The sequence below is a fragment of the Allorhizocola rhizosphaerae genome (genome assembly GCF_003426775.1).
Lineage (GTDB): Bacteria > Actinomycetota > Actinomycetes > Mycobacteriales > Micromonosporaceae > Allorhizocola > Allorhizocola rhizosphaerae.
The window spans coordinates 1-15,663 of record NZ_QJUG01000200.1 but is presented as its reverse complement, the minus strand read 5'-3'; the positions used below and the strand labels follow the sequence as shown (position 1 = coordinate 15,663).

Annotated in this window: 17 protein-coding genes and 2 pseudogenes; 9 read left to right on the top strand and 10 right to left on the bottom strand. The window is 67.5% G+C overall.

Going from position 1 to position 15,663, the window contains the following annotated elements; translation table 11 throughout:
- The first annotated feature begins 253 nt into the window (after positions 1–253).
- From DM816_RS32050 to DM816_RS32040, 3 genes are read left to right on the top strand one after another with little or no spacing between them, the layout of a single operon-like run.
- A complete protein-coding gene (locus DM816_RS32050) occupies positions 254–583 on the top strand; it encodes a hypothetical protein (protein ID WP_117214162.1) in 330 nt (109 codons plus the stop codon).
- Positions 580–1,512 (top strand): hypothetical protein, encoded by a 933-nt coding sequence (locus DM816_RS32045; protein ID WP_117214160.1) that lies wholly within the window; start codon positions 580–582, stop codon positions 1,510–1,512. The genes DM816_RS32050 and DM816_RS32045 overlap by 4 nt, the downstream gene beginning before the upstream one ends.
- 10 nt (positions 1,513–1,522) lie before the next feature.
- Entirely contained in the window at positions 1,523–2,038 is a 516-nt protein-coding gene (locus DM816_RS32040) for a hypothetical protein (RefSeq protein WP_117214158.1), read from the top strand.
- Here DM816_RS32040 and DM816_RS32035 read toward each other — a convergent pair.
- Complete coding sequence (locus DM816_RS32035; RefSeq protein WP_117214157.1) at positions 2,031–2,771, bottom strand: alpha/beta fold hydrolase; 741 nt, start codon at positions 2,769–2,771, stop codon at positions 2,031–2,033. The genes DM816_RS32040 and DM816_RS32035 overlap by 8 nt on opposite strands.
- Before the next feature lie 32 nt (positions 2,772–2,803).
- Here DM816_RS32035 and DM816_RS32030 point away from each other — a divergent pair, with 32 nt between their 5' ends.
- Complete coding sequence (locus DM816_RS32030) at positions 2,804–3,091, top strand: DUF4286 family protein (RefSeq protein ID WP_117214154.1); 288 nt, start codon at positions 2,804–2,806, stop codon at positions 3,089–3,091.
- Between the two features lie 21 nt (positions 3,092–3,112).
- Here the strand turns inward: DM816_RS32030 and DM816_RS32025 are convergent, their stop codons facing one another.
- The 7 genes and pseudogenes from DM816_RS32025 to DM816_RS31995 form a co-directional block, all read right to left on the bottom strand.
- Positions 3,113–4,270, bottom strand: a complete 1,158-nt coding sequence (locus DM816_RS32025; RefSeq protein WP_117214152.1) for an ROK family transcriptional regulator — start codon at positions 4,268–4,270, stop codon at positions 3,113–3,115.
- A gap of 4 nt (positions 4,271–4,274) precedes the next feature.
- Positions 4,275–5,417 (bottom strand): annotated as a pseudogene (locus DM816_RS32020) (sugar ABC transporter permease); the annotation flags it as partial.
- Positions 5,418–5,440: 23 nt separating this feature from the next.
- Positions 5,441–6,175, bottom strand: a complete 735-nt coding sequence (locus DM816_RS32015; protein ID WP_117214148.1) for an ATP-binding cassette domain-containing protein — start codon at positions 6,173–6,175, stop codon at positions 5,441–5,443.
- 230 nt (positions 6,176–6,405) lie between these two features.
- Positions 6,406–7,485, bottom strand: a complete 1,080-nt coding sequence (locus DM816_RS32010; RefSeq protein WP_117214146.1) for a sugar ABC transporter substrate-binding protein — start codon at positions 7,483–7,485, stop codon at positions 6,406–6,408.
- Between the two features lie 229 nt (positions 7,486–7,714).
- A complete protein-coding gene (ybaK, locus tag DM816_RS32005) occupies positions 7,715–8,227 on the bottom strand; it encodes a Cys-tRNA(Pro) deacylase (protein ID WP_117214144.1) in 513 nt (170 codons plus the stop codon).
- Positions 8,224–9,192 (bottom strand): UDP-glucose 4-epimerase GalE, encoded by a 969-nt coding sequence (gene galE, locus DM816_RS32000; RefSeq protein ID WP_117214143.1) that lies wholly within the window; start codon positions 9,190–9,192, stop codon positions 8,224–8,226. The genes ybaK and galE overlap by 4 nt, the downstream gene beginning before the upstream one ends.
- 12 nt (positions 9,193–9,204) lie before the next feature.
- Entirely contained in the window at positions 9,205–10,323 is a 1,119-nt protein-coding gene (locus DM816_RS31995; RefSeq protein ID WP_162908054.1) for a class I SAM-dependent methyltransferase, read from the bottom strand.
- A 170-nt stretch (positions 10,324–10,493) separates the two neighbouring features.
- Here DM816_RS31995 and groES point away from each other — a divergent pair, with 170 nt between their 5' ends.
- Positions 10,494–10,808 (top strand): co-chaperone GroES, encoded by a 315-nt coding sequence (gene groES, locus DM816_RS31990; protein ID WP_117214141.1) that lies wholly within the window; start codon positions 10,494–10,496, stop codon positions 10,806–10,808.
- Positions 10,809–10,912: 104 nt separating this feature from the next.
- A complete protein-coding gene (gene groL, locus DM816_RS31985; protein ID WP_117214140.1) occupies positions 10,913–12,562 on the top strand; it encodes a chaperonin GroEL in 1,650 nt (549 codons plus the stop codon).
- Positions 12,563–12,795: 233 nt separating this feature from the next.
- On the opposite strand, the gene DM816_RS31980 is transcribed toward groL, so the two are convergent.
- The gene (locus DM816_RS31980) at positions 12,796–12,981 is read right to left on the bottom strand and encodes a hypothetical protein (RefSeq protein ID WP_117214139.1); all 186 of its coding nucleotides are present in this window, start codon (positions 12,979–12,981) and stop codon (positions 12,796–12,798) included.
- 30 nt (positions 12,982–13,011) lie between these two features.
- Positions 13,012–13,488, bottom strand: coding sequence for an alpha/beta fold hydrolase (locus tag DM816_RS31975; RefSeq protein ID WP_117214137.1), 477 nt, complete (start codon positions 13,486–13,488; stop codon positions 13,012–13,014).
- Positions 13,489–13,711: 223 nt separating this feature from the next.
- Here DM816_RS31975 and DM816_RS31970 point away from each other — a divergent pair, with 223 nt between their 5' ends.
- From DM816_RS31970 to DM816_RS31960, 3 genes and pseudogenes are all read left to right on the top strand, one after another.
- The gene (locus tag DM816_RS31970) at positions 13,712–14,080 is read left to right on the top strand and encodes a hypothetical protein (RefSeq protein ID WP_117214135.1); all 369 of its coding nucleotides are present in this window, start codon (positions 13,712–13,714) and stop codon (positions 14,078–14,080) included.
- Positions 14,081–14,271: 191 nt separating this feature from the next.
- Entirely contained in the window at positions 14,272–15,039 is a 768-nt protein-coding gene (locus DM816_RS31965; protein ID WP_162908053.1) for a hypothetical protein, read from the top strand.
- An 89-nt stretch (positions 15,040–15,128) separates the two neighbouring features.
- Positions 15,129–15,663 (top strand): annotated as a pseudogene (locus DM816_RS31960) (molybdopterin-binding oxidoreductase); the annotation flags it as partial.

The window sequence follows — 15,663 nt, the reverse complement described above, 5'->3', positions numbered from 1 at the left end:
CCGGATCGCTTCGCGCCCGGCCCCACCCGCGCAAGAGCACGGCTTCGCCTGAACAGAGTTGAGCGCGGGTCCGCAGCGGGTCGGCCCGGATCGCTTCGCGCCCGGCCCCACCCGCGCAAGAGCACGGCTTCGCCTGAACAGAGCTAAGGGCGTGTGCACGCCGTCAAGCGCGAGCATGGCGCGCTTGAGCTGCGGGTTTAGGTGTGTGTCGAAACGCTGGCGGTGGTCGGGCCCCGATGGCATCTTGCAAGCCATGCCAGACACCGGCGCCGACCTCGGCGCAGATTTGTATGAGCTCTATCGGGCGGCCAAGGACAACCTGCCCAGTGTCGCCGAGGAGTATGTGTCGGCGGCCAGAGCCGTCGGCAACGGGCAGTCGTTCCGCCCGGCCGGCGCGGGCAACGCCCCGGTCCAGTGGAACACGCTGGCCACCTTCATCGCCCAGATTCTCAACGACACCGCGAAGAACCTGGACGATACCGCGCTCGCGCTGCAGATGGCGGTCAACGAGTACGCGGCGACCGACGCGGCCGCCAAGGCCGAACTCGACCGCCTGATTCAAGAGAACGGGACTCCAGGATGAGTTTCGAGCAACTGATGCAGCACGCCGACGACATCGCGCGGCGGGCGTGGCGGAAGGCCAACGAGAACGTCGATCCGCAGAGCGGCGCTTCCAGCTATTCCCCGGACTGGTTCGACAACCTGCGCGGGATGTGCGAGGGCGTTCCCGGGCAGTATGAACCGTTTTCGAAACTGCCCAACCCGTCGGACTATGACGCGGCGATCGACATGCTCAAGAAGGGCCTCGAAAAGCTGTCCAGCGGACAGGACAACCGCGACCCGATCTCCACCAACGGCTCGGTGTACATCGCCAATCCGGTACTGACAAAGCTTTCCGGCGCCGAAAGCTACATCGAGGGCTGGACGGGCAAGGCGGCCATGGAGTTCAAGTCGAATTTCATCGACCCCTTCCCGGCGGTGGTGCGCAATCAGTTCATCGTCGTTGCGGCGATCAAGTCCGCGCTGGAGGCCGAGAAGGCGATGTGGCAGAAGGCGCGGGAGGACGTCGACAAGGTCGCGCACGACACCATCACGGCGCTGGACAACATGGGGGAGTCCGGCAAGAACGAATGGACCATGACCTTCACCGTGGTAGCTTCCATCGCCGCCGTGGGCGCGACGCTCGTGACGGCCGGCGGCGCCGCCGGAATCGCGATCACCGCGGTCGGTGCCGCCTCCCAGGTCGTTGCGGCCGCGGCGCCTGATGACCCGCCGAAGCTCCAGGTTTCCGGTGAGCACCCCGATCAGGTACTGCGTTCGATGGGCGACTGCCTGCGCCGCCTTCAAGAGGAGATCGACCGCACGGACAAGCGGATCGCCGACGCGCTCATGAGCATCAACGGCACGATCCACGCCGAGAAGGACTCGTTCGTGTCGAAGCGGCCGGCGCTCGCGACCGCCACGAAGGAAAGCATCAAAGACCCGAGTCAGATGGGCTACTCGTCCGATTAGGAGGTGTGCCGTGGGCATCCTCGCCGACGGATTGGACAACATGCGGGTGCAGGCTTCGACCCCGGGCGGCAGCATCAACGCGCAACTGCACGGCAGAAGCGACGTGTATGTGTCGTTCGCGCCCGGCTATTACCGCCGGGTCGACCGGGGCGATCTCGAAGCCCATCTGGCGAGCCTGGCCAGGCTGCTGTGGGTGGCCCGGATGCGGGAATACTACGCACTGCTCAGTGACGCGCTGGGCATGCAGGTCACGGGCGAATCGCCGGCGATCAGCCCGCGCGACGTGGAATACGAGCGGCAGCGCGACGGGCTGCGGGCCGAGGGCCGCGCGTCAGACGGCAGCGTGACGGTGTCGGTAGTGGGCATGAAGACATGGAAGGTCAGCGTCAGCGACCACGCCCTCAACACGCTGCGCGAGGAGGAGTTCGCGGCTCGGGTCGGCGAAGCCGCGGGCGCGTTGATCCACGACCATCGACGGCAGATCAGGGAACTCAAAATGCGGATCTATGACCCGGCGTTCACTTGAGAAACTCAAGCAGGATGGGGGTGAACGCGGCCGGGTCCTCGATGCTGGGCAGGTGCCCGGCCCAGTCGAGGTGGATGCGGCGGGCACCCGGGATCGTGCTCGCGAACACATCCGCGATCTGGTGGAAGTAGTCCAGGTCGTGCTCGCCCGACACGACGAGCGTCGGCGCGGTGATGGCCGTGAGGTCGTGCTCGACCGGGATCGAGGCGACGTCCGGCCCGGCGAGCTGGACCTCGAAGGCGTGCCGCTGCATGGCCGCGACCTCGGCGCGGGTCTCCCTGGTGGTCCGCGGGCCGAGCCAGGTGTCGAGGTTCAGCTCGACCGCGCTGTCGATGTCGCGGGCCTCAATCAGCGCGTCCTCCTTGTCGCCGAAGGCGGCCACGGACGGCGTCGGCTCCTGGCCCGCGCGGTCCGCACAGATCAGTGCGAGCTTGCTCACACGGTCGGGCCAGCGGGCGGCGAACTCCGACGCGATCCGGCCGCCGTAGGAGGCGCCCACGAGCGTCACGTCGCCGAGCCCCAGATGGTCGAGCAGGTCGCGCACGTCATCGGCCGGATTGAACGGCTCGGTGGGCGCGGGTGTCTCGCCGAAGCCACGGAAGTCGGCCCGCAGCACGCGAAAACCCGTCAGGGCCGGAAGTTGTGGATCCCACATCCGGCGGTCACAGACGGAGGAGTGCAAGAGCACGACGGTGGGCCCATCGCTGCCGATCAGGTCATGAGCTAGGAACATCGCGCGAGCCTATCCAGTCGTAGGCTGGTCGGGTGCTGATTTATTCGGTTCGCTCAGGGTTCGACGATGGCCAGACGCGGCGGCGTTACCTCGACTGGCTCACGCAGGGCCACGCCCAGGCGGTGGTCGAGGCCGGGGCGCAGTCCGCCGAGATCGTGTCCTACGACGACGGGTCGGTCGAGACGCGCTACCTGTTCGCCTCGCGGGAGGCGTTCGCCGCCTACGAGGCGGGGCCGGCGGTCGCGTTGCGCGCGGACGGCAAGGCCCGCTTTCCAGACGTCCGGTCGGTGCGCAGCGTCGGCGAGCAGATCTCGTTCTAACGCGTGATGCCCGGATCGGCGTCAGCCTAGGGGGTCGCGCAGGAGGGGCTCGAAGGCGAGTTCGGCCGCGCCAAGCAGTGCTGCGTCGTCGCCGAGGGTGGGGGTGCGCAGGCGGACGTGTTCGCGGGTGGCGGGCAGGCCCATGCTGTTGAGGCGGCTGCGCACCTGGGCGGCCGAGGCGAGGTAGACATCGCGCAGGGTGCCGCCGAAGATGACGAGCTCCGGGTTGAAGATGTTGACCAGATTGGCCACACCGAAGCCCAGCCAGTCGCCGACGTGGCGGACGGCGGCCTGGGCCACGTGGTCGCCGCGGGCGGCGCGGTCGATGACGGCCAGGATGGCCTCCTGGCCGCTGGTGTCCGGTTTGGACTCCGCGAGGCGTAACAGGGTCTGCTCACCGATCTCGGTGTCCCAGCACCCGCGGGAGCCGCACTCGCACCTCGTCCCCGACGGGTTGACCACCATGTGCCCGACCTCGCCACCGTATCCACCGTGCCCGGTCACGCGATGCCCGCCCGCGATGATGCCCGCCCCGACACCGACATCACCGTACAAGTAAATGACATTGTCACACCCGATCGCCACGCCCCGCGTGTGCTCCGAAAGGGCGCACACGTCCGCCACGTTCGCGACCGAAATCTGCAACTGTGGCAACCGTTCCTGCAGCTGGTCTCCGAGCGGTTCGTCCCGCATGCCGATGTGCGGTCCTAATCGGACCATCCCGTCCTCGCGCCGCACCACACCCACAATCGCCACGCCAAGCCCAATGCGGCGATCCGCACTGTCCACCGTGAACGATTGCACGGCCGAAGTCAGCGCCCCCACGACATCGACCGGCCGCGGGAACGACACCCGGTCCAGGATCACGCCGCCGAGCCCGACCCGCGCCACCCGTACCAGATCGACCTCGATGCTCGCCGCGTACACGAAAATCGAGTCCGAGCATGCCCGCACCGTCAGCGATGGCCGCCCGGCCCGCCCGGTCTCGCGCGGCGCCTCCTCGGTCACCAGCCCCGCCTCGGCCAGCTCCGCCGTCAGGGCTCCGATCGTCGAGCGGTTCAGGCCCAGCTCAGTGGTCAGTTCCGCGCGCGATATCCGGCCCCGTTCGTGCACAAACCGCAACAGAGCACCCAGATTCTGCCGCCGAATCTCCTCCTGGCTGGGCGCTGGCGACCGCAATTACCTATCCTCCCAACGCGTTTCGCTTGCGGGACAGCGCGTCCACGCCGGCCGCGAGCAGCAGGACCGTGCCGGTCACCACGAACTTGATCCCGGAACTATAGTTCAGCAGGCTCATCCCGTTGTCGATCACCGCCACGACCAGCCCACCGAGCACGGCGTCGAGCACGCGCCCCTTGCCGCCGAACAGACTCGTCCCGCCGATCACCGCTGCACCCACCGCGTACAGCAGCACGTTTGATCCACCCGTGTTGGGGTCGACGGAGTTGCCCCGGCTCGCCGCGATGATGCCACCCACGGCCGCCATCGCCGAGCAGATGACGAACGCCGAAATCCGGATCCTGTCCACATTGATGCCCGCACGCCGCGCCGCCTCACGATTGCCGCCGACCGCATACAGGTGCCTGCCATATGCGGTGCGCCGCAGGATGAACGTCCAAAGCACAAGCAGCGCAACGACGATCGGCACGACGATGGGGACACCCTTGAGCGAGGTGATGCGAACGTTGAAGCTGCGCTCCTGGTTGAGGATGGAGACGGTGACGATGACGAGTACCGCGAGGGCGCCCACCTTCAGCGCCGTCAATCGCAGCGGCACGGCCGTGACTCCCTTGGCACGCCTGCGATACCAGCTCCACAGTTGCACGGCCGCGAACGCGGCCACCGCCGTGGCGCCGAACGCCCACCCGATCCACGGGTGCATGCTCTTGTTCGCGATCGCGAGGATGATCGGCGCGCGCACCGAAACGTTCCTGCCCTCCTCAAGCAGGAGCAGCGCCACGCCCTGGAACGCCAGGAACGCGGCCAACGTCACCACAAACGACGGGATGCCGATCTTCGCGACCAGGAAGCCGAGCAGGAACCCGATCACCACACCCGTCGCGATCGCCGCGCCCACGGAGAGGTACCAAGGAAAAGACATCTGGTCGAGGGTCACGGCGAGGATGGCCGCACACACACCGGAGGCAAACCCGGCGGAGAGATCTATTTCTCCCAGCAGCAGCACGAAGACCAGGCCCATGGCGATGACCGTGGTCGCCGCGCCCTGCTGGAGCAGGTTGGCGAAGTTGACGGGGGTGAAGAACGCGGGCCGCATTGCCGAGAACACCGCGCACAGCACGACAAGGCCCAGGATGGCCGGGAGGGCGGGGCTGCGCTTCAGGGTGGCGATCATGCGATCGTCCCCGACTTGCCGGACGTGATGAGCTCGACCACCTGGGCGTGGGTAACTTCTGTCGTCTTCACCTGGGCTACCATCTGTCCTAAGTAGAGCGCCGCGATCCGGTCGGAGACGGCGAACACGTCGTTCATGTTGTGTGAGATCAGCACGACCGCGAGCCCGTTGTCGGCAAGCCGCCTGACCAGTTCGAGCACCTGCGCGGTCTGGGCCACACCCAGCGCCGCGGTCGGCTCGTCCAGAATTACCAGGCGGCTGTTCCACAGCACGGCCTTGGCGATGGCCACGGTCTGGCGCTGCCCGCCGGACAGGCTCGCGACCGCCTGCCGCACGGACGACACCGTGCGGATGCTCAGCGAGGCCAGGGTCTGCTCGGCCAGATGCTCCATCGACGGCTCGTCGAGCACGATCCCGCGTCTGCGCTCCCGCCCGAGGAACATGTTCTGCACGATGTCGAGGTTGTCGCACAGCGCCAGGTCCTGGTACACGATCTCGATGCCAAGCCCGGCGGCGTCGCGGGGCGAGTGGATGTGCACCGGCTTGCCGTCGACCAGGATCTCGCCGTTGTCGATCGGGTAGATGCCGCCGATGCATTTGACCAATGTGGACTTTCCGGCACCATTGTCCCCGACCAGAGCCGTGACCTCGCCCGACCGCACGGTCAGGGCCACGTCACGCAACACATGGACGGGCCCGAAACTCTTGTTTATCCCACGCACTTCGAGCATGCTCACCTTCCTATCTGCGCAGCGGCCAGGCCCGGATCGCTTCGCGCCCGGCCCCGGCCGCGCAACAGCACGGCTTCGCCTGAAGAAACTCAAAACCGCTTCCCGCAGCGGCCAGGCCAGGATCGCTTCGCGCCCGGCCCTGGCCGCGCAACGGCACGGCTTCGCCTGAAGAGACCTAAAACCGCTGATCATTGGGGGCCTTCGGCGTTCCGAAGGCCCCCAATGGGTCGCTATTTGATGCCGGCCTGTTCGCACTTGGCCGCGAAGTCGGCGGTGCACAACTCCGCCTTCGTGACGTAGCCGTCGTCCACCACCGCCTTCACCGAGTCGAAGTAGATGGCCACCGGGTCGAGCAGGACGCTGGGCACATCCCGCTTCCCCTCCGGGTCGGTCACCTTGCCGCTGACCTGCTTGTTCTCGCCCTTGGCGAGCGCGATCGCGAGTTCGGCGGCCGCGTCGGCCTCCTTCTTGATGGCCTTGTACACGGTCATGCACTGGTCGCCGGCGAGGATGTTCTGCAGCCCCTGCACGGTCGCGTCCTGGCCGGTGACCGGGACCTTGATGTTGTTCTTCTTCAGCACGGCGATGGCGGCGTTGCCGAGGCCGTCGTTCGCGGAGAGCACGCCGTCGATCTTGCCGCCGGTCTGCGTCAGCATCTGCTCGAACATGACCCCGGCCTGGGCGTTGTCCCACTGCGGGACCGACTGCTCGGGGCCCTTCTTGTAGGTGCCGCTGTCGAACTTGGGCTTGAGGATGGAGTCGTAGCCCTCCCTGAACAGCGTGGCGTTGTTGTCGGTGGGTGAGCCGTTGAGGTAGGCGACGGTCGGGTTGGTCACGCCCTTTTCGGTGAGGCACTTGACGAGGCCCTCGCCCTGCAGCTTGCCGACCTTGACGTTGTCGAAGCTCACGTAGTACGAGGCCGAGCCGCCGAGGGTCAGGCGGTCGTAGTCGATGGTCGCGACGCCCTGCGACTTCGCCTTGTCCAAAACCGCTTTTCCGGTACCGGAATCGAGGTTCACGATCATCAGGACCGTCACACCACTGGTGATCATCTGGTCCGCGATGTTCTGGAATGCCGCCTTGTCGCCCTGCGCGTTCTGAATGACATGATCCACGCCTGCTGCTTTGAAGGCGGCCTCAAGGTATTTGCGGTCGGCGGTCTCCCAGCGCACCGACGACTTGCTGTCGGGCAGGATGACGCCGATCTTCGGTGGTTTGGTCGCTCCCTGGTTGCCCTGTTCGCCACATGCGGCGGCGCCGCCGATGGCCAGCAGACCGCATGCGGTCGTGGCCAGGATCTTTTTGAGCATGCGTGCCAGATCCTTCCGTCTATGGGGTTCGGCTCCGGGGCCGGTTTGTTGTTCGCGACAACGTATGCACGGCGCGCACATCACCGCAAGTACCAGGTTTGTTGTTGCCCGTAACAATTCAGCAACGTCACACGGCAAAATCAGTCAAGCGCGCGTGGCCGGTCGGGGCCGGGATATTGCGCATGGATCGGCCCAACGCGTGCATCACCGACCTCGGCTCCGGCGACCCCTATGTAGCTCCCGCCCCCCAGCCCTCCGGGCCCGCCGCCTTTGCGGTTCGAGCGATCGGGGCCAGCTTCGCGCTCGTGAGGCGCACCAGGTCGGCGGGGGCGAGCTCGACCTGCAGCCCCCGCTTGCCCGCCGACACGAAGACGGTGTCACCGTCCAATGCGGACTCGTCGATGACGGTCGGAAGTCGTTTCCGTTGGCCCAGTGGGCTTATGCCGCCGCGCACATAGCCCGTCGTCTTCTCCGCGAGGTCGCGATCGGCCAGCACGGCCCGCTTGCCGCCCGCCGCGCTCGCGAGCGCCTTGAGGTCGACGTCGCCGGTGACGGGCACGACCGCGACGGTCAGCGCGCCGTCGACCTCCGTCACCAGCGTCTTGAACACGCGTGCCGCGGGTGCCCCGATCGCTTGCGCCACAAGCGCACCGTAATTGGGCGCGTCCGCGCTCACGTCATAGGTGTGCAGCGCGTGCTTCACCTTCTGCTTGGCGAGCAACGCCGTCGCGGGCGTGGTCATGACAGCAGCTTTGCCCGCCAGGCCAGCGCATCGCGGATGCCATCGATGATGGTGAGCTCCGGCGTCCACCCCAGATCCTTGCGCAGGCTGCGGGCGAACGCGCCGACCGCGTCACCCGGGCGGCGATCGGTCTCGGTGTGGGCCAACGGGGCTCCCGTCACCTCTTCGAAGGCGTCGAGCAGCTCCCGCACGGTGGTCCCGTTGCCCGTGCCCAGGTTGATCACGCTGTGGTCGGACACCAGCGAATCGAACTTCTCCAACGCCGCCACATGCGCGCGTGCCAGATCCCACACATGGATGTAATCGCGGATGCCCGAGCCGTCGCGCGTCGGCCAGTCCGTGCCGGTGATCGGGAACACCGTGCCGTTCTCCCACGCCTCGATCATCTTGCCGAGCGCGTGTGTCGGGTTGAGCGTCTGCAATCCCGTGCGCATCTTGGGATCCGCGCCGACCGGGTTGAAATAGCGCAGCGAGATCGCGCGCAACTCGCCCGCATGCGCGGCATCCGCCAGGATCGTGTCGATCATCGCCTTGGTGTGCGCGTAGGGACTGGTCGGCTCGACCGGTGAGCTCTCGTCCACGGAGAAGTCCGGGCCCGGTCGGTAGATGGACGCCGACGAGCTGAACAGCAGGCGCCTGCAGTCGTTGCGGGTGAGGTGTTCGACCAGGCTGATCGTTTTGGCGACGTTTTCCCGGTAGTAATTCAAAGGCCTTTTCACCGATTCCGGTACGACGATGAGCGCCGCGCAGTGCACGGCGACCTCGATGTCGGGGTGGTCGGCGAACACCCGGTCGAGCAGCTCGCCATCGGCGACGTCGCCCTCGTAGAACACCCGGCCGGCGGTGAAGGCACGCCGCCCGGTGACCAGGTTGTCCAGAATGACCGGCGTGTGACCGCTGTCCAGCAACGCGGAGGCGACCGTGCTCCCGATGTACCCGGCCCCGCCGGTGACCAAGACCTTCATAGTTCCGTGACCCTACCTCAGGATCACCGCGACCGGATCGCCCGCGATCCGGGTCAGCATGAGCGATGCGGCGTTGGTCCCACCCAGCTTCAGCTCGCGGCGCAGGGTCTCGACGTCCACGGCCGAGCCGCGCTTGAGGATTTCGAGCCGCCCCACATCGCGGGCTCGCAGCGCGGCGCGCAGCCGCTTGAGCGAGAACGGCATGATCTCGTCGATCTCGAAGGCACGCGAGAACGCGTTTTCCACATATATCGAGGAATACACGTAGGCAATCGACGGGTCGCCCAGCACACCGTCCACAGTGGACGCGAACTCGGCCACGAGGTGAGCGCGGACCACGGCTCCGTCCGGGTCATACACGTACCGTCTCGGCTCGCCCACGGGCGCCCGGCGCGTGCCCGTGCCGGCGAGCTCGTGCGCCACGCCCTTGCGGATGACCGTCGCGCGGCGCGGGACCCGGGCGAGCGGCCCACACCACGCGGCCGCCTCCACCACGTCGCCGTCGACCGACACGAGCTCCAGCTCGCAGCCCGGTGGCAGGAGCGACTGATCGATGCCGGGCGCGAGCTTGAGCACGGTGCGCGGGACGCGCTCGGGCAACGAGACCACCCAGTCCCACGGTGGCGAGTAGTCGCGCGGGTTGAACACCCGTTTCCCACCCGACCTGCGCGCAGGATCACAGAACACGGTGTCCACAGTGGACAGATCGAAGTCCTGCGCGTCGCCCGGTATCACGCGCGCCGCCGGCACGTTGAGCTCAGCGCACTTCGCCGTGTCCGGGTCGCGCTCGATCCCCGTACCCCCCAAATGCATTAAATCGGAGCCGATGCCGCAACCCAGATCGACCACATTGCGGGAGGCTCCCAGCCGTTCGGCCCTTCTCGCCGCCACGATCGGCCGGGTCGCCTGTTCGAGCCCGGCGGCCGTGAAGTACATCCCCCACGCGCCCTCGCCGAACTTGGCCACGGCCCGCTCCCGCAGCGCCGCCTGGCTCAGCGCGTCGGCGGCCAGGCCGGGGTCGAAGCGTTCGCGCAGCGCGGTGATCGCGGCGAGCCGGTCCTTGCCAAGGAGCTGCCGTGCTTCGGCCAGCGCGTGCTGTCCATCCGGCGTGACGAGTCGGGCGAAATCCACCCCGAGATTCTGGCACTCGCCTTGACGGAGTGCTAAGAGCGACCTAATCTGGCGATTAGCACCCTGCCTAGTAGAGTGCTAATGACAACGCCCGCAGCAGGGCCGACACCCGCGACGACGGTGCTGCTCAGGGCAGAACAAGTTAGCAGTTTCCGATACCCCAGGAGGGTATGCTCGTGACTACCGCGACGAAGGTTGCGATCAAGCCGCTGGAGGACCGCATTCTGGTCCAGGCAAACGAGGCTGAGACCACCACCGCGTCGGGTCTTGTTATTCCCGACACCGCGAAGGAGAAGCCGCAGGAGGGCACGGTCCTGGCGGTCGGCCCCGGCCGCATCGATGACAAGGGCAACCGCGTCCCGATCGACGTCAAGGTGGGTGACACGGTCATCTACTCCAAGTACGGCGGCACCGAGGTGAAGTACGCGGGCGAGGAGTACCTGGTGCTCTCCGCGCGCGACGTCCTTGCGGTCATCGAGAAGTGATCCAGGCCCGCCACCTCACTGTGGCGGGCTGACATGATCAGCTTGCCCCGGCTTTCTGTGGAGGAGGCCGGGGCCGCTGTGATGTAGAAGGAGTTTTACTTTCCATGGCGAAGATTCTGAGCTTCTCGGATGACGCCCGGCATCTGCTCGAGCACGGTGTCAACGCGCTCGCCGACGCGGTCAAGGTGACCCTCGGCCCGCGCGGGCGCAACGTGGTGCTCGACAAGAAGTTCGGGGCTCCGACGATCACCAACGATGGGGTGACCATCGCCAAGGAGATCGAGCTGTCCAACCCGTATGAGAACCTCGGGGCGCAGCTGGTCAAGGAGGTGGCCACCAAGACCAACGACGTCGCGGGCGACGGCACGACCACCGCGACCGTCCTGGCCCAGGCGCTGGTCCGGGAGGGCCTGCGCAACGTCACCGCCGGCACCAACCCGGCCGCGCTCAAGCGCGGCATCGACGCCGCCGCGCGCAAGGTCTCCGACACGCTGCTGGAGAAGGCTGCCGCGGTCGAGGGCAAGTCCGACATCGCCCACGTGGCCACCATCTCCGCGCAGGACGCGAGCATCGGCGAGCTCATCGCCGAGGCGATGGAGAAGGTCGGCCGCGACGGGGTCATCACGGTCGAGGAGGGCTCCACCCTCGCGACCGAGCTTGAGGTGACCGAGGGCCTGCAGTTCGACAAGGGCTTCATCTCGCCGCACTTCGTCACCGACGCCGAGTCGGGCGAGGCCGTGCTCGAGGACGCCCACATCCTCATCACCACACAGAAGATCTCGTCCATCGACGAGCTGCTCCCGCTGCTGGAGAAGGTCCTGCAGTCGGGCAAGCCGCTGCTGATCGTGGCCGAGGACGTGGAGGGCCAGGCCCTTTCCACGCTCGTGGTCAACTCGATCCGCAAGACCGTCAAGGTGTGCGCCGTCAAGGCGCCCGGCTTCGGCGATCGCCGCAAGGCCATGCTGCAGGACATGGCGATTCTGACCGGTGGCGAGCTGATCGCCCCCGAGCTCGGCTACAAGCTCGACTCGGTGGGCATCGAGCAGCTCGGCCGCGCCCGGCGGGTCGTGGTCAACAAGGACACCACGACCGTCGTCGAGGGTGCGGGCACGGCGGCCGATGTCGAGGCGCGCGTCGCCCAGATCCGCAAGGAGATCGAGGCGTCCGACTCCGACTGGGACCGGGAGAAGCTGCAGGAGCGGCTGGCCAAGCTGTCCGGCGGCATCGCGGTCGTCAAGGTCGGCGCGGCAACCGAGGTCGAGATGAAGGAGCGCAAGCACCGCATCGAAGACGCCATCGCCGCGACCAAGGCCGCCGTCGAGGAGGGCATCGTGCCCGGCGGTGGGGCGGCCCTGGTGCAGGTCCAGTCCGTTTTGGACGATGGCCTGGGCCTTCCGGCCGAGGAGAAGGTGGGCGTGGCGCTCGTGCGCAAGGCGCTCGCCGAGCCGCTGCGCTGGATCGCGCAAAACGCGGGCCACGACGGCTATGTCATCGTGCAGCAGGTCGCGAGCGCCGCCTGGGGCCACGGCCTCGACGCGGCCAGCGGCGAGTTCGTCGACCTGGCCAAGGCCGGCATCGTCGACCCGGTGAAGGTGACCCGCAACGCCGTGCTCAACGCGGCGTCCATCGCGGGTCTGCTGCTCACGACCGAGTCCCTGGTCGTGGAGAAGCCCAAGGAGAAGGAGCCAGCAGGCCACGGGCATGGTCACGGCCATGGGCACGGCCACGGCCACCAGCACGGCCCCGGCTTCTGAACACCTGACCCGAAAGCCCCAGCGGTCCCGCCGCTGGGGCTTTTACGTGGGCGTGCCGGGAACACAAGACGACTCACGAGATCGATGTGCTCAGTTTGGAGCGTGGTGCACGAGGCCGACGGGCGGTCGATCGTGGTCGCGGGGCTCGAAGAGATCTACGGCGAGGCGGGCTCCTGACAAGCGAACGCCCCGGCGGTCACCACCGCCGGGGCGTGGTTCTACTCATGCGGTCGTTACGGGCATCTGGTGCAACAGAAATCGTCGTCCACAGCCGCACTGAGTGACATCAACTCGTCATCGAGGGCGGCGAAGTCGGGTGGGTCAAACTGATCGCTGACGTCGGCGAAGGTCCGCTCCTCAAGCAAGTCAACGCCTTTCGACCGCATGCGCAGCTCCTTCCGGCCAGTGATCGTACTCATGCCACGGCTTATCTCCTCCGCGCCGCGCCGCTAAACATGCGTTAATGTGGCCAATGCCTCAGTTCGCAGGTAGTTGGCCGCGGTGTGGAAGTCGAGCCAGTGCACGCTCACGTCTTGATGTGCCTCCACGTCGCGGAATCGTCTCGCTATGTCACCCCGCGGGATCGCCATTAGGTCACCCCGGTCGGCAAGGTTCACCCATCGCTCGACGCCGGGCGGGCGCGCGCCAAACCCGTTGACCGGAGCCGGATCCAGCCGCGGAAACACGGCCACGGGCATCGCCAACGGCGAGCCGGGCGTCACAAAGAGCTCAATTTCCTTCTGTGGGTACCGGTGGAGAGCCTCATAGGCCACGACCGAGCCCAGCGAGTGCGCGACGACCGTGATCGGCCCGTCGACGCCCGCGATGGCGTTGGCCACGTCGAGCTGGGCCAGCGTCCGATGCGGAGCGTCCGCCCGCAGGTAGGCCTCCACCTCGCGGAAGAACGCCACCACGAACGTCACCACCTGCGGCGCGGCCTACCCGAGGAGCTCGGCCACGATGCCCAACCCCTGCCGAATCGGCAGACTCCCGATCCCTTGCCACTTGTCGGCGACACGTCCCACTGGTCAAGCCATGCCCGCAGCAGCCCCTCCGCCTCCGGAGTCAGCCCCTCCTCGCCCTGCCGTCCAGCATCGCGCAACCGGTGCGCGTAATAGGCCATCGTGACCGGCGAACACCGGCTTGGGCATGGGCACCGCGCTGTGCTCGGACAACCTCCACGGTCTCGTCGGCTTGCACAGCAAGACGGCGATCGCCCCGTCGGAGGAAACGAAAACCGGATGGTCGAAGGCGAGGAGTTGGGCGGGTGTCGCGCCACCGCGGGTTGGGCGGGAACGGGAGGTCCAAAGTGGACGGATCGTCGGTCGCGTCCACGCGACCCGCTGCGCCACACCGAATCTGCGCTCCATCTCGTCGGCGATCCGGCGGCACAACGCCAGAAACGAGACGTGCCGCCGGTTCGATTCGGTGTCGAGCCCGTCCCTCGCCGCCTGGCTCAGCACATCCGAAACCACTTGGGACAAGCGGGCAGTCGAACGCGTCCTCGCTCTGATGTGACGCCGCGATCACCCAGGCCCGTACCTCATCGTCATCCGGATCCGTTGCCACGAACAGTTTCGCGACCTTGTCGGCCCGGCGCATGTCCACGAAGAACAGCGTGGGCGCGGACCGCTCCTGCGCCGCCGAAACCCACGCCTTTGACATCGGTCGCGGGTCCGGTCCGGCTGCGCGTCGCTCGACGGCCGGCTGTGCGAGATCATGTGCACCAGTCGTGCCTGACCGGCATCGTCGTCGATCAGCCAGTTGAACACGCGCTGCGGGTGACCCCGCTGCAGGGATCGCTGATCTCCACCGCGGTCGGGCTCGCGGTCGTGATGATCGGCGTGCTCATCGATCAGGCGAAGGCTGGCGGAGGCAAGCAGCCTGCCCCGGCACCCGCGCCGCAGGTGCCGCAGACGCAGCAAAGGCCGGCCAAGCGGACGTCGTGGGGGGCCGCGATCGTGATCACGCTCCTGCTCTGTGGCGGTGGCGGGTTGGCCGCGACCTACGCCGGCCACTGGGTCGTGCAGCAGGCGGTGGCGGCCGTCGAGCGGGTCACCGGCGAGGACAAGGACAACCCGGGGCGCGAGCGGCTGGGCGGACCGCGCACCAAGACCCAGGGCATCCTGACCGTCACGGTGACCTCGGTCCAGGTGAACGAGCGCGCCACCGTGGTCAAGCTGACCGCCCGCAACTCCGGGCAGGTCTTGGTGACGATGAGCGGCGGCCGCGGCGAGCAGCTGAACGTGCCCGACCACGGCACGCTCCGGCGAGACCAGTTCACGGGCGACTGGAACTCCGGCGACGTCCCGGCGAAGGGCGAGTCCTCCGGCACGATCGTGTTCGACGGCAAGATCCCGCCGGGGGCGACCTCCGCGACCCTGTCCTTCCCAATGATCTTCAGCATGGGCGGTGTCGCGCCGGAAAACATGTCGATCGATCTGCCGTTGTTGATCGAGGCCACCCCCACGAACTGACCGCCGGGCGTGGGCTTGCTCGGTACCGTAAGAATCTGTAAGCAATCCCCGGGCTGCATCGCGCTCCGCCGGCGAGCAGACTAGAGCTCATGGTGTCGAAGACCCGTGCCGCGCTCGCCGGTGTGTCCGCGGCGGCGGTCGCGATAGGTGTGGCGGAGCTGATCGCCGTGTGGACCGGTCCGCAGTCCGCTCCGCTGTTCGCGGTCGGCGGCGCGGTCGTGGACGCGTCGCCCGAGCCGGCCAAGCAGTTTGCCATCGCGCTCTTCGGCGTCCATGACAAAACCGCTTTATTAGTTGGTACCACCATCCTGCTCGCCGGATTCGCCGCGCTCATCGGCATCGGGGCGGCCCGGCGCCGCGAGTGGGGCATCGTCGGGATCGGACTGTTCGCCGCGATCGGCCTGGGCGCGGCGCTCACCCGCCCGTCAGCCACGACGCTGTCGGCCCTGCCCACGCTCGCCGGTTCGGCCGCGGCCGTGGCCGTCCTGTTTGGACTGTTGCGCGCCGCCGACGCGGAGGCGCAGCCGCCCGCCCCCGAACCGGGCCCACCACCGCGCATCGGCGAGCCCGCCACCGAGGACGACAGCGATCCCGAAGCCCGCGCCGCCGAGCTCGGCTGGGATG

Excerpts from the sequence above, each read along its gene's own strand:
- DM816_RS32050 (WP_117214162.1), top strand. The coding sequence starts at position 254 with ATGCCAGACACCGGCGCCGACCTCGGCGCAGATTTGTATGAGCTCTAT.
- DM816_RS32045 (WP_117214160.1), top strand. The coding sequence starts at position 580 with ATGAGTTTCGAGCAACTGATGCAGCACGCCGACGACATCGCGCGGCGG.
- DM816_RS32035 (WP_117214157.1), bottom strand. The coding sequence starts at position 2,771 with ATGTTCCTAGCTCATGACCTGATCGGCAGCGATGGGCCCACCGTCGTG.
- DM816_RS32015 (WP_117214148.1), bottom strand. The coding sequence starts at position 6,175 with ATGCTCGAAGTGCGTGGGATAAACAAGAGTTTCGGGCCCGTCCATGTG.
- DM816_RS32010 (WP_117214146.1), bottom strand. The coding sequence starts at position 7,485 with ATGCTCAAAAAGATCCTGGCCACGACCGCATGCGGTCTGCTGGCCATC.
- ybaK (WP_117214144.1), bottom strand. The coding sequence starts at position 8,227 with ATGACCACGCCCGCGACGGCGTTGCTCGCCAAGCAGAAGGTGAAGCAC.
- galE (WP_117214143.1), bottom strand. The coding sequence starts at position 9,192 with ATGAAGGTCTTGGTCACCGGCGGGGCCGGGTACATCGGGAGCACGGTC.
- groES (WP_117214141.1), top strand. The coding sequence starts at position 10,494 with ATGCTCGTGACTACCGCGACGAAGGTTGCGATCAAGCCGCTGGAGGAC.
- groL (WP_117214140.1), top strand. The coding sequence starts at position 10,913 with ATGGCGAAGATTCTGAGCTTCTCGGATGACGCCCGGCATCTGCTCGAG.
- DM816_RS31980 (WP_117214139.1), bottom strand. The coding sequence starts at position 12,981 with ATGAGTACGATCACTGGCCGGAAGGAGCTGCGCATGCGGTCGAAAGGC.
- DM816_RS31970 (WP_117214135.1), top strand. The coding sequence starts at position 13,712 with ATGGGCACCGCGCTGTGCTCGGACAACCTCCACGGTCTCGTCGGCTTG.